The sequence below is a fragment of the Herbidospora daliensis genome (assembly GCF_001570585.1).
Classification (GTDB): Bacteria; Actinomycetota; Actinomycetes; order Streptosporangiales; family Streptosporangiaceae; genus Herbidospora; species Herbidospora daliensis.
In genome coordinates, this window is the sequence record NZ_BBXF01000006.1 from 266383 (window position 1) to 278675 (window position 12293).

Annotated in this window: 8 protein-coding genes; 4 read left to right on the plus strand and 4 right to left on the minus strand. The window is 72.4% G+C overall.

Features of this window, described 5'->3' with window-relative positions; all coding sequences use genetic code 11:
• Window positions 1-2640: 2640 nt before the first annotated feature.
• Both AW274_RS29470 and AW274_RS29475 read right to left on the minus strand, forming a co-directional pair.
• Window positions 2641-4080: a serine/threonine-protein kinase gene (locus AW274_RS29470; protein WP_157520790.1), complete on the minus strand. Its 1440-nt coding sequence runs from the start codon at window positions 4078-4080 to the stop codon at window positions 2641-2643.
• Complete coding sequence (locus AW274_RS29475; RefSeq protein WP_062438750.1) at window positions 4067-5071, minus strand: LacI family DNA-binding transcriptional regulator; 1005 nt, start codon at window positions 5069-5071, stop codon at window positions 4067-4069. Before AW274_RS29475 ends, AW274_RS29470 begins: the two co-directional genes overlap by 14 nt.
• A 286-nt stretch (window positions 5072-5357) precedes the next feature.
• Between AW274_RS29475 and AW274_RS29480 the strand changes: the two genes are divergently transcribed.
• Window positions 5358-6023 (plus strand): DUF305 domain-containing protein, encoded by a 666-nt coding sequence (locus AW274_RS29480; RefSeq protein ID WP_062438755.1) that lies wholly within the window; start codon window positions 5358-5360, stop codon window positions 6021-6023.
• 76 nt (window positions 6024-6099) lie between these two features.
• Here AW274_RS29480 and AW274_RS40645 read toward each other — a convergent pair whose 3' ends face one another.
• Window positions 6100-6783, minus strand: coding sequence for a hypothetical protein (locus tag AW274_RS40645; protein ID WP_157520791.1), 684 nt, complete (start codon window positions 6781-6783; stop codon window positions 6100-6102).
• A 53-nt stretch (window positions 6784-6836) separates the two neighbouring features.
• Between AW274_RS40645 and AW274_RS29490 the strand changes: the two genes are divergently transcribed.
• Window positions 6837-7514: a response regulator transcription factor gene (locus tag AW274_RS29490; protein ID WP_062438765.1), complete on the plus strand. Its 678-nt coding sequence runs from the start codon at window positions 6837-6839 to the stop codon at window positions 7512-7514.
• Here AW274_RS29490 and AW274_RS40650 read toward each other — a convergent pair.
• Complete coding sequence (locus tag AW274_RS40650) at window positions 7508-7777, minus strand: hypothetical protein (protein WP_157520792.1); 270 nt, start codon at window positions 7775-7777, stop codon at window positions 7508-7510. The genes AW274_RS29490 and AW274_RS40650 overlap by 7 nt on opposite strands.
• 46 nt (window positions 7778-7823) lie before the next feature.
• Here AW274_RS40650 and AW274_RS29495 point away from each other — a divergent pair, with 46 nt between their 5' ends.
• Both AW274_RS29495 and AW274_RS42745 read left to right on the plus strand, forming a co-directional pair.
• Window positions 7824-9107 (plus strand): sensor histidine kinase, encoded by a 1284-nt coding sequence (locus AW274_RS29495; protein ID WP_062438768.1) that lies wholly within the window; start codon window positions 7824-7826, stop codon window positions 9105-9107.
• 24 nt (window positions 9108-9131) lie between these two features.
• Window positions 9132-12236, plus strand: coding sequence for an ATP-binding protein (locus AW274_RS42745; RefSeq protein ID WP_062438771.1), 3105 nt, complete (start codon window positions 9132-9134; stop codon window positions 12234-12236).
• Window positions 12237-12293 lie beyond the last annotated feature (57 nt).

Sequence of the window (12293 nt, forward strand, 5' to 3'; positions counted from 1 at the left end):
GGAATGGCCTTCTTGTCCTGGGGGGAGTTGGGCGGGGCGGGTGACAGATTGGGGGGCGGTTGTTTTGGGTGGAAGCCGCGAGTCTGTCACTCTTTGGGTGTTTTGTCATGATTTGCGTTCGTATGGTGTTATTTCGCATTTTCCGGTTGGCTGGGAATGGGGTGTCGGCCGCTCTCCTGCGCTTTCTTGGCGGGGCTCGGGTGCCGCTTGAGCGTTCCTCGGTGGGCTGAGGGTGGAGTGCGATGCTCGCCCGCACGCATTTCCCTGGGTGAGCGGAGGGTGAGGTCGGTCGCTCGCACGCCTCCGGGCCGGGGAAGCCAGAGTCGGTTTCTTCTTGTGCCCAGGCTGTGGAAGCGAGGTTGGCCTCGATCCGCGCAGGAGGAACGCTGGGCCGGTTCGCTGCCGGACAGCTGGCAGGAGGGGTTCGCTGGCGCTGGGGTGTAGGCGAGGGGGAGACCGCCATCGGCGGGAGCCTCGCGAGAGCCTGCAATGGCGCAGGAAGCTCACGGAGAACCCCGGGAACGCCAGGGCCTCCTGGGGTCGGGGGTCAGGAAAGGGAGCCTAGGAGGCCGGAAGGTCAAGAGTCCGGGAGCGCGGGAGGTTGGGAGACCCTGAAGATCGAGGCCAAGGGGCCAGAAGGTTCAGAAGGCCGGGCGGCCGAGAGCCTTAGGCCAGGAGACCTCGGAAGGTCGAGCCGTCAGGTACTTGGAGCCTGGAAGGCCGAGAGGCCAGGAAATCAGAGGGGTCAGAAGTCTCCGGAGGCCGAGAGCCTAGAGGGCCAGTAACCCAGGAGGCTGGGGGAGCCGGAAAGTCGAGACGTCAGTGGCTCGGGAGCTCGAAAATCCGGGAGGGCCGGGAATGCCGAGATGGCGGGGGTGGAGATGCCTGGGAGCCGCGAGCTCGGAAGGTCGGGACACCAGAGCCCCGGAGGCCGAGAGCCCTGAAAGTCGGGAAGCCAGGGGCTCGGGAGACCTGGGGTCGGGAGAGCCCGGAAGGCCGGAGAGCCAAGGGCTCAGGAGCCTGGGAGCCACGAGCCCGGCAGGTCGACTGGACAGAAGGCCCGAGGGTTCAGAAGTCCGCGAGCCCAGGAGCCCCGGAGGCCAACAGCCCATAGGGCTATGAGCCCAGGAAGGCGGAAATCGGGAGGCTGATAGAGCCCGGAGGGTAGAGACGGTGAGCGCTCAGGAGCCCGGGAGCCGCGAGCCCGGCAGGTCAAGTGGCCAGAAGGCCAGTGGCGCAAGAGCCCGCGAGGCCGAGAGCCCGACAGTCAAGTGCCCGGGAGCTCAGGAGCTCAGGAGGCCGGGAGGCCAGGAGCACGGCAGGTCAGGTGGCCAGGAGGCCACAGGGTTCAGAAGTCCGTGAGCCCAGGAGCCCAGGAGCCCAGGAGCCCAGGAGCTCAGGAGGCCGGGAGGCCGGGAGGCCGGGAGGCCGGGAGCACGGCAGGTCAGGTGGCCAGGAGGCCACAGGGTTCAGAAGTCCGTGAGCCCAGGAGCCCAGGAGCTCAGGAGGCCGGGAGGCCGGGAGGCCGGGAGGCCGGGAGCACGGGAGCACGGCAGGTCAGGTGGCCAGGAGGCCACAGGGTTCAGAAGTCCGTGAGCCTAGGAGCCCGGGAGCTCAGGAGGCCGGGAGGCCGGGAGGCCGGGAGGCCGGGAGGTCAGGAGCACGGCAGGTCAGGAGGCCAGGAGCCCCAGCGGCCAATAGCCCAAGAGGCTATGAGTCCAAGAGGGCGGAAATCGGGAGGCCGGTAGAGCCCGGGGGGGTAGAGACGGTGAGCGCTCAGGAGCCCGGGAGCCGCGAGCCTGGCAGGTCAAGTGGCCAGCAGGCCAGCGGCCCAAGAGGCCAGGAGCCAGGAGCCAAGAGCTGGCGAGGCGGAGAGCCCGGGAGCCCGGCAGATCAAGTGGCCAGGAGCCCAGGAGCCCAGGAGTCCAGGAAACGGGAGGCCGGGGAACGGGAGGCCGGGGAACGGGAGGCCGGGGAACGGGAGGCGGGGGAACGGGAGGCGGGGGAACGGGAGGCTGTGAGAGCCCGGAAGGGTCGAGACGTCGAGGGCTCAAGAGCCCGCGAGCCGCGAGCCCGGGAGTTTGGGAGACCAGAAGTCCGGAGGCCAGGAGGACCGCCCGTGTGTGGGCCGCAGCAGGCCGCCGGCATATCGGCCAGTAGGCACGCACCCAGGTCACGCGGCTGGTGCGTCGCAGCTTCTTCGTCGAGGAGTAGGCAGGTGGTGTGCGAGGCACCGCCGCTGCTGACCCCCCGAGAGCTCGCCGGAGCCTCTGCAGGAGCCTCGAAGCCCAGAAAATCCGAAACTGGGAGCCTTGGAAGAACCCGCAAGCCTCGCGGAGGTTTTGGCGCGCGTCGGCAGAGCTTTAGGTGGGCTCTCGGCGGGGGGTTTTGGGGCATGGAGGATGGTCTCCACAGGAGGTGGATGACCGGAAGAGTCCCTGGAAACCGTGAAAGGCCGGGGAAACCATTCTGATTGGCCTCAGGTCTAGCGGCAGTTTTTGCGCTAAGAGAGGCTGTATGGCCCGCCCACCCGGGGCCCAACCATCGTCCCCCGCGCCGCAGACACTCCGTCCACAAACCCTCATGCCCTGTGGATATCGCCGCGTCGCCGCCGGGCTCAGTGCGGGCAGGCTCCGAACCTCAGGTCCCCTTGGCCGCGAAGGCTGCTGACAGCCGGTCCAGGGCCCTTTCCAGGCGGGTCTTGAAAGCGGGCGTGAGGACCTGTTCCCTGAGTCGGTCGTCGAGTTTGGTGCGCAGGTTGCCGATCGCGTTCGCGTCGTTGTTGGCGATCATGTTGCGGAGTTCCAGCCGCAGGTCGTCGGCCGCCAGTACGCCGATGTGCCCCGCGTGCCTCCCCTCCGCCACCAGCCGGTCGAACTCCGCCGCCGCCGTCTTCACGGAAGGGGCGCCCGGCGGCGGGCTCGCGAGCGGGATGGGGCCCAGCGTCGACCCCGGGCGCGGGGTGGGCCGGGGTGGCGGGCTCTTCGGCGGGGGTTTGGGCTCGGCTTCCACGATCGGCGGGGAGCCCGCGTCGGTCGCCTTCGGCTCCTCGGTTTCCGGGGCCGGGTCGAGGACCGGGACGCTGTGGTCGGCCGGGGCGCGGGCGGTGGCCTGGCTCGTGGGGGTCACGTTCAGGGTGATGTCGGCGGCCAGGCCGGCGGGGGTGCCGGGTTGCTGGACGAGCAGGACGCCCAGCGCCAGCACCCCGGCCACCGCCGCTCCCCATTTCACCCAGCCGGGCTCGCGCTGGGCCTCGCCGGGGGTCAGGGCGGCGGCGACCTCGCGGGCACTGGGCCGTTCTGTCGGGTCAGGCGACAGACAGCGGCGGCAGAGGGCGGCGATCTCGTGGGGGAGGCCGGGTACGCCGTCGGGCCCCGGTGGGGGGCCGTCTCGGCGGGCCTGTTCGATGCCTTCCCAGGTCGTCTCGGGATAGGGCGGGCGGCCCTTGAGCATCTCGTACAGGAGGACACCCAGGGAGTAGACGTCGACCGCGGGGGCGGCGGGCAACTCCTTGAGGCGTTCGGGGGCGACGTACGGTGGCGTGCCGAAGTCCTTGACCAGCTCGTCGTCGGCCTCGCCGGCGAAGGCGGCGATGCCGAAGTCGAGCAGTTTGGCGCCCTCCGGGGTGAGGAGGACGTTCTCCGGCGTGACGTCGCGGTGCACGATGCCGCGTTCGTGGGCGGCGGCGAGCACCAGGGCCAGGCGGGCCGCCGTGGCGGCGGCCTCCTCCCAGTGGAGGGGGCCGTCGGCCAGGCGGTCGGCCAGGGAGCGGCCTTCGAGCAGGCGCATGACGACGTAGGCGGCCAGGCGTCCCCGGGGGGTGACCGTTTCGCCGTAGTCGTAGACCTCGATGGCGTCGGGGTGGATCAGCCGGGCCGTCGCCCTGGCCTCCCGGCGGATGAGTTCCCGGCCGGGGTTGTCGCCGTCGAGGGACGAATCGAGCAGCTTGATGGCGACGGTCCGCTGGAGAGACTGGTCGAACGCCTTCCAGATGACCGACATGCCGCCCGTCGCTATCCGCTCCTGGAGCAGATAGCGACGGGTCAGGACATCGCCTTCGGCCAGCTCAGGTCGATTCACGGACGATCAGTTCCGTGGGCAGGACGGGGTTCCCCTTGGGCGACTCGCCTTCGGCGAGCGCCATGAGGAGCATCCGGGCGGCCAGGGCCGCCTGTTCCTCTACGGGCTGGCGGACCGTGGTGAGCGTCGGCGAGGTGTGCCGGGCTATGGGGGCGTCGTCGAACCCGACCACCGCGACGTCGTCGGGCACCTTGCGCCCGGCTCGCCGCAGCGCCTGGATCGCGCCGGCCGCCATCACGTCGGACGCGGCGAACACCGCGTCCAGCCTGGGTGCGCGTTGGAGCAGCCATTGCATGGCGTGCGCGCCCGAGGCGTGGGTGAAGTCGCCGTACGCGACGGGCATGTCGGTGACCCCCGCGTCGCGGAGGGTCTCCCTGAACCCGTCGAGCCGGTCTCTGGCCGCCGGGAGAGTCGGCGGCCCCGCGATCGTGGCGATCACCCGGCGGTTGCCGAGCAGCAGGTGCTCGGCGGCCTGGCGGCCTCCGTCGCGATTGTCCATGTCGACGTACGGGAGGTCCACGCCGTCCGGCGGACGCCCGGCACTGCGGACCGGGATCCCCGAGGCGGCGAGCGTCACGGCGAGCGGGTGGCGGGCCCGCGCCCCGATCAGGAGCACCCCGTCGACGGCCCCCGCCACCAGCGGCGGAGCGGCGATCGCGGCGGTCGCCGGAGTGGCCGTCATGACCATGAGGGGGACCCCGTGGCCGGCGAAGACCTCTTCGGCGGCCGACAGCAGCCGTGCGTAGTACGGCTCGGTGAACAACCGAGGCGTCTGCTCACAGACCACTGCGGCGACGATCTGGTCCGTACGGCGCGCGGTGGAACCCCGGGGGGCTCTCCGGCGGACGTACCCCAGGCGCGACATGGCGTCGTGGACCTGTCGCCTGGTGCTTGTTGTCACTCTGACCGAGCCCGTCAGGACTCGGGAAGCGGTTGCCGGGGAGACGCCAGCAGCGGCGGCTACCTCTGCGAGGGTGGGAAGATCGGCCATCCGGTCTCCTCAGGCCCGAAGTGTGTTACGCGGCGGCTTGGGAGCGCTCCCAAGAACGTATCACTGTTTCGTGCGTGTCAACAGAGGTTTCAAGTGGATGAAACCTTTCATCGATTTTCCGCCCACTTGCGCATGATCGCAGGCTAGAACACGTGCACCGGAAGCGCATCATGGTTTGACCGAAAGAGTTAGGAGAGTTCGGTGAGTGGCACGATACGGGCGTTCCGTAACCGTTCGCCCTTTAGCTGAACACTCCCTTATGCGGGTTTCGGTAGGGTCTCGCCCCATGACGACCTTCCACCGGATCGCCCTGCCCGCCGTCGCGGTCATGGCGCTGATCTCCGGGTGCTCCTCCGAGGGTGGCACCGACGCCACGCCGCCCCCGGCCGCCGCTTCCTCCGCAGCTCCCATCCCCACCGTGACGGCGTCGCAGGAGCCCCAGGCGAGCGAGCCGGCCGAGGAGCCCACGGCCACCGAGGAGCCGGAAGCCGTCGCCGAGACCGGTCCGAACGAGACCGACAAGGCCTTCGCCTCGACCTTGATCACCCACAACCTGCAGGCCTACGACCTGACCGGCCTGGCCGGGACCGCCGCCGGCGACCAGTGGATCCGCGACTTCGCCGCCGAGATCCGGGCCGCCCGCGAGCCCGAGGTGGAGACCCTGAAGGGCTGGCTGGCCGACTGGAAGGTGGAGCCGCTGCCGCGCGGCAAGCCGATGCCGGGGCTGATCTCCGACAAGGACATGGCCGACCTGGCCGCGTCGGCGGGAGCCGTGTTCGACGAGCGTTTCGTGGCGTTGATGATCAAGCACCAGAAGGGCGCGCTCGCCCTGGCGCAGGAGGAGACGGCCGGCGGGGCCTACGGGCCGGGGGTCCAGATGGCGAACGCGATCATCGAAGCGGGCCAGAAGCACCTGAAGGAACTGCAGAAGTACCAGAAGTCGCTGAAGTAACTCATCGAATGACGAAAGGGGCGGCTCGGGCCGCCCCTTTTTTTATGCTTTGTTTTTGTACGCCACCACAAGACTCCTATGTCTCGTAGGTGTCGAGCCTCGGCGGCAGGGCGTTCCAGGTGCAGAAGGCCGAGGACTCCTTGCCGTCCTTCAGGAACGTGATGCGCAACCAGTAGGGCTCCGTCCACGTCTGGAGTTCCCAGCCCTCGGCCGGGGTGGCCGACACGATCCGGCAGTCGGTCTCGCCCACGGCGACCGTCGCCCGGCCGCCCTTGAGGGTGAAGGTGTGCATCTTCTCGTCCGCGACCGGAGAAGGAGACGCGCCCGCGGTCTGCTGGGCGCTGGGGGTCCGCGTCGCCGCCGGCTTCTTCCCCGCTCCGGGAGTCGGTGTGGACGTCGGCCCGGAAGTCGGAGCGGAGGCCGGTTCAGAGGTCGGCTTGGACGTCGGCCGGGGAGTCGGCCCCGGAGTTCGTCCGGGAGCCGGTCCGGGAGTCGTTCCGGGAGCCGAGGACTCGGAAGGACGAGAGGCGGACGACGCGGGGGTCGGGGTGGGCGCCGAAAGGAGCGGCTCGTCCTCCGGTGCGACGGGACGGTCACGCCCGACGCCCGACGCCAGGTCCGGGGCCGCGACCACCAGCGGGGTCAGCGGCTCCCCGTCGCCGAGGGCGGTCCGCAGGACGTCGCTCACGCCGAACCAGGCCACTCCCACGGCGAGGGCGGTGGCCCCGCACCAGGCCACGGTGTACCCGATCGCACGCATATGGCGGCATTATCCCCGAAAGACCATTGATCCGTGTCGTAACGTGTGGGGCCATGGCGACGGTTCTGGTGGTGGAGGACGACGAGTTCGTCCGGTCGGCGATCATCCGCGATCTGGGAGGCCGCAGCCACGCCGTGCGCAGCGCGGGCGGCGCGCTCGACGCGCTGCGCGACATCGCGCACTTCCCGCCCGACGTGGTCGTGCTCGACCTGGGCTTACCCGACCTCGACGGGGCCGAGGCGCTGAAGATGCTGCGGGCCATCTCCGACGTGCCGGTCATCATCGCCACGGCGCGCGACGACGAGGCCGAGATCGTCCGGCTGCTGCAGGACGGCGCCGACGACTACCTCGTGAAGCCGTTCTCCGGCGACCACCTCAACGCCCGAATCGAGGCGGTGCTGCGGCGGGCCCGGACCGTCCCGGCGTCGGCGGCGATCCGCGTCGGCGGGCTGACCGTCGACACGGCTCGGCGGGAGGCGGCGCTCGACGGGCGGCCGCTGGAGCTGACCCGCCGCGAGTTCGACCTGCTGGCCTATCTGGGAGCGAGGCCCGACCGGGTCGTCTCGCGCAAGGAACTGCTGACCGAGGTCTGGCGGCAGTCGTACGGCGACGACCAGACGATCGACGTCCATTTGTCGTGGTTGCGGCGCAAGCTCGGCGAGAGCGCGTCGAGCCCGCGTTACCTGCACACGGTGCGGGGGGTCGGGGTCCGGCTGAGCGCACCTCAGTAGGCGCACCGCACCGTGGCGTCGTTGAGTTCGACGTGGGCGCGGTGCGCGTGGGTGAACCGTTCGACCACGGCGAACCGCAAACGACGTTGGTGCGGTGCGCCGTCCAGGTGACCGTGTGGAGCTGCCGGGGCGATGTACTGCCAGGTGCCGGGGTCGATGAGCTCCAGGTTGAACCGGGTCGGCTCGTTCCAGAGTTGCGCGGGTGACGGTCCGGCCGAGCGCGCACCAGTTGTCGCTGTGGGAGTTGGCGATGTGCGCCGCAAGGAGGGCCTCCAGACGGGGTCGGCGTCTGCCTTATATTCCTGTCTCATGCGCAGGAGCCTGGCGCTCGTCGCCGTCGCCGTGACGGCCATGGTCGCGCTCGCGTTCCTGATCCCGCTGGCCGCCGCCGTCAAGCAGGCCGCCGAGAGCCGGGCGCTGAACGACGCCGAACGCCAGGCCAGCATGATCGTGCCGGCGCTCGTCGTCACCACCGACCCCGAACGCCTCGAACCGGCGCTGGCCAGCACCGCCGCCGGGGGTGCGAGCCGGCTGGCCGTGCACCTCGACGGCGGCTCGGTCGGGGTCAGCCGGGTCGGCGGGCTCGACCCCGCCACCGCGCGGGCGCAGACGATCAGGGTCGCGGGCGGGTTCGCGCTGCTCCGCCCGGTCGCGCTCGACCGGGGAGGCAGGGCGGTCATCGAGGTGTACGTCCCCGACGCCGCCCTCAGCAGGGGAGTGGCGGCCTCGTGGGCGGTGCTCACGGGGGTGGCCGTCGCGCTGGTCGCGGGCTCGGTCGTGGTGGCCGACCGGCTGGGGTCGCGGATGGTGCGGGCGACCCGGTCGCTGGGCGCTGCCGCGAGCGCCCTGGGCGCGGGAGACCTGTCGGTGCGCATTGCCCCGGCCGGGCCGCCGGAGCTGGTGGCCGCCGGGCAGGCGTTCAACACCATGGCCGACCAGGTCGCCGGGCTGCTCGCGGCCGAGCGGGAGCTCGCCGCCGACCTGTCCCATAGGCTGCGCACCCCGCTCACCGCCCTGCGCCTGCACGTCGGCAGCCACGGCCCGGCCGCCGAGCAGGTCGACCGGCTCGAACGCGAGGTCGACGCCATCATCGAGACCGCGCGACGGCCCTCCCGCCCGGTGCAGGGCTGCGACGCCGCCGCGGTGCTGACGGAGCGGCTGGCCTTCTGGTCGGCGCTGGCCGAAGACCAGGGCCGGCCGTGGGATCTGTACGGCGCCGAGGAGCCCGCCAAGGTGCCCGTCGCGGCGGCCGACCTGAGCGCCGTCATCGACGCCACCCTCGGCAACGTGTTCCGGCACACCCCCGAACGCACCGCGTTCACCGTCACCCTCCACCAGGGCTCCGGCATGGTCGGCATCCTGATCGCCGACGCCGGGCCGGGCATCGACGATCCGGCGGGCGCGCTGGAGCGCGGCCACAGCGGCGCGGGGTCGACGGGTCTGGGGCTCGACATCGCCCGCCGGCTGGCCGAGTCGACCGGCGGCCACCTCAAGGTCGACCGGTCGCCGCTCGGCGGCGCGGCCATCCAGATCTGGTTGCGCACGACCGGTCCGCGACCGGCGCGCCGCCTGCTTCGCAGAGCCGGACATTAGCCCTATTTTCGGTAGCATCCCCCAATGGAATTCCGGGTGCTCGGGCCCATCTCGGTGATCGGCGCCGACGGCGCCGCCCTTGACATCGGACCGCTCCAACAGCGGTCGGTGCTGGCGTTGTGCCTGCTGGCCTCACCCCGGCCGGTGACCGTGACGCGGATCATCGACGCCCTGTGGGACGAGGACCCGCCGGTCAGCGCGGTGAACACGGTGCAGGCGTACATCTCGAAGTTGCGGCGGGTGCTCGAACCGGGCCGGTCGCGCCGGGGGGCCGCGGCCGTGCTGGTCGGGCGGGCCGGCGGCTACGCGCTCGACATCCCCGACGGCGACGTCGACCTGCGCCGGGTCAACGGGCGGGTCGACGAGGGGCGGCGGCTGCTCGCGGCGGGCGACGCCGCGAAGGCGGCCCGGGAGTTCCGGCTGGCCCTGAGCGAGTGGCGCGGCGACGCGCTGACCGGGTTCGAGAACCTCCCCTGGGCGCGGGAGGAGCGCGTGGCGCTCGACGAACTGCGGCTGACGGTCGTCGAGGAGGCCAACGAGGCCGACCTGGCTCTGGGCCGGGGCTCGGAGCTGGTCCCCGGGCTGGTGCGGCTGGTGGCGGCGTACCCGACGAGAGAACGGGTCAGGAGACACGCCGCGCACGCCCTCTACCAGGCGGGCCGCCAGGCCGACGCGCTCGCCCTGCTGGCCGAGGGGCGGCGGCTGCTGATCGACGAACTGGGCCTCGACCCCGAGCCGCGCACCCGCGAGCTGGAGGCGCGCATCCTGGCCCAGGACGCCGCGCTCTCGCCGACGATCGCCGTGCGGGTGGCCGCGCCGCCCCCCGCGGCGGAGATCCTGGGCCGCTCGGCCGAACTGGCCCGGCTGGCGGCCGCCGTCGAGGCGCCGGGCCACCGGATCGTGCTGGTCGCCGGGGAGCCCGGCATCGGCAAGACGAGCCTGGTGGAGGCCGCCGCCCACCAGGCGACGAGTGCGACGGGCGCGCGGGCGGTCGTCGGCCGGTGCTGGGACGGCGGCGGCGCGCCGCCGTTCTGGCCGTGGGTGACGGCGCTGCGCGAACTGACCGGCCGCGACGGCGAGCTCGCCGAGATCACCGCCGCCACCGGCGAGTTCCCCATGTACGAGGCCGTCGCCCGCCTGGTCAACGCGGCCGGCCCGGCGGTGGTCGTGCTCGACGACCTCCAGTGGGCCGACGCCGCCTCGTTGCGCCTGCTCGACTTCCTGGCCACCACGCGTTCGTGCCCGGGGCTGACCGTGCTGGCGACCTACCGCGACACCGAGGTGGGCGAGCCGCTGGCCCGCGCGCTGGCGGCGCTGCGCCGGCTGCCCCACGTCGAGGGCGTGACCCTGGGCGGGCTGCCCGAGGACGCGGTGGCCGAATACCTGGCCCGCTCGGGCGGCGACCCGCTGCGGGCCGGGGTGGAGCTGCGGCGGACCGGCGGCAACCCGTTCTTCCTGGGCCTGGGCGACTCCCCGGGCGCGATGGCCGAGGTGCTGCGCGGACGGCTGGCCGCGCTGCCGCCGGGCGCCCACGACGTGCTGAGCGCCGCTGCGCTGATCGGCCGGGAGACCGAGCTGGGCGTGCTGCTCGACGTGCTGGACCTGCCGCAGGACCAGGTGCTCGACGTGCTCGACGCGGCGGTGCAGGCCCGGCTGCTGACCGAGCGGCAGTTCTTCCCGGAGACGACTCGCCTGGGCTACACCTTCAGCCACGACATCGTGCGCGACGTGCTGCGCGACGGGCTGGCCCCGCTGCGCCGCCGCCGCATGCACGCCCGGGTCGCGGCCGTGCTCGAAGCCCGCGGCACCCAGCCCGGGGAGCTGGCCTACCACTACCGCGAGGGCCTGGTCATCTCGGGCCTGGCCGCCAAGGCCGTCACCTACGCCCGCGCCGCCGCCCGGCACGCCGCCGGCCAGTTCGCCCACGAGGACGCCGCCGTCCACCTGGAGCACGCCGTGGCCCTCACGGGCCAGCTGCCCGTCACCGACCTGGCGCTCCGCTGCGACCTGCTGATCGAGCTGGCCGAGGCGCTGACCGTGGCGGGCCTCAACTCCCGGGTCCACCCGGTATTGGACGAGGCCGTCGCCGTCGCCGACGAACTGGGCGACGGCGAACGCCTCGCCCGCGCCGCGCTGGGCTTCTCCGACCCGCTGGTCTGGGCCATGTACGAGGAGCTGAACGCCACCGCCGTCCTGGTCGAGCGCATCGACCGGGCCCTGGCCGGGGCGGGCGCGCGCTGGCGCTCCATGCTCCTGTCGGCCTCGGCGATCATCGGCGCCTTCACCCGCCCGATGGACGACAGCCGCGCCCTGGCCGCCCAGGCCATCGAGGAGGCCCCCGACGACCGTTCGCTGCTGCGGGCGCTGAGCGCGGCCGAACTCCTGTCCCGAGGCGTCGCCCCCGTCGAGGAGCGGGCCGTGCTGCTCGACCGGATGCGCGGCGTCGGCGTCGACCTGGTCGACGAGTGGCTGGTCCAGGAGGCCTGGTACGTCGAGCTGTTCACCCAGGGCCGCTTCGACGAGGGCCGGCCGATCCTCGACTGGCTGCGCCGGACCGCCGCCGACCTGCGCCGCCCCGCCCTGGTGGGCCTGGCGGCCTGGCAGGCGGCGATCCGGGCGTACATGCTCGGCGACCTGGCCCTGGCCGAGGCCGAGGCGGCGGAGGCCGCCCGCGCCCACCCGGAGGGCGGCCGGGGCCCGAAGTCCCGCGCCGACCTGATGCGCGCCCTGCGGCTGCGCGCCGAGGGCGACTCGGCGGGGGCGCTGAAGATCGAGCACGAAGAGCAGATGTGGACGATCCTGCGCTGCGCCCTGCTGCTCGACGTCGGCCGGGAGGAGGAGTCGAGGGAGCTGTTCGCCGCCCTGTCGCGCGACGGCTTCGCCGTGCTGGTCGGCGACCTCGCCTACCGGATCGTGCCCGACATGCTCACCGAGCTCATCGTGGCCTTCGACGACCGGGAGGCGGCCCGCGCCCTCTACCCGCACCTGGAGGTCTGCGCCGGGCGGGTGCTCGGCTGGGCGGTGGCCGACCGCTGCCTGGCCCGCCTGGCCGACGTGCTGGGCCGCGACTCCGCCGCGTTGCGGAGGTCGGCCGACGAGTTCGCCCGCCGGGCCGGCATGCCGCACTGAGCGCCCGGCGGCCAAGTGCCCGGCAAGAAACGGCCAAGCCGGAGCCGCGACGCTGGA

Coding starts and splice junctions, on each gene's coding strand:
- AW274_RS29480 (WP_062438755.1), top strand. CDS start 5,358: ATGACGACCTTCCACCGGATCGCCCTGCCCGCCGTCGCGGTCATGGCG.
- AW274_RS29475 (WP_062438750.1), bottom strand. CDS start 5,071: ATGGCCGATCTTCCCACCCTCGCAGAGGTAGCCGCCGCTGCTGGCGTC.
- AW274_RS29495 (WP_062438768.1), top strand. CDS start 7,824: ATGCGCAGGAGCCTGGCGCTCGTCGCCGTCGCCGTGACGGCCATGGTC.
- AW274_RS40645 (WP_157520791.1), bottom strand. CDS start 6,783: ATGCGTGCGATCGGGTACACCGTGGCCTGGTGCGGGGCCACCGCCCTC.
- AW274_RS42745 (WP_062438771.1), top strand. CDS start 9,132: ATGGAATTCCGGGTGCTCGGGCCCATCTCGGTGATCGGCGCCGACGGC.
- AW274_RS29490 (WP_062438765.1), top strand. CDS start 6,837: ATGGCGACGGTTCTGGTGGTGGAGGACGACGAGTTCGTCCGGTCGGCG.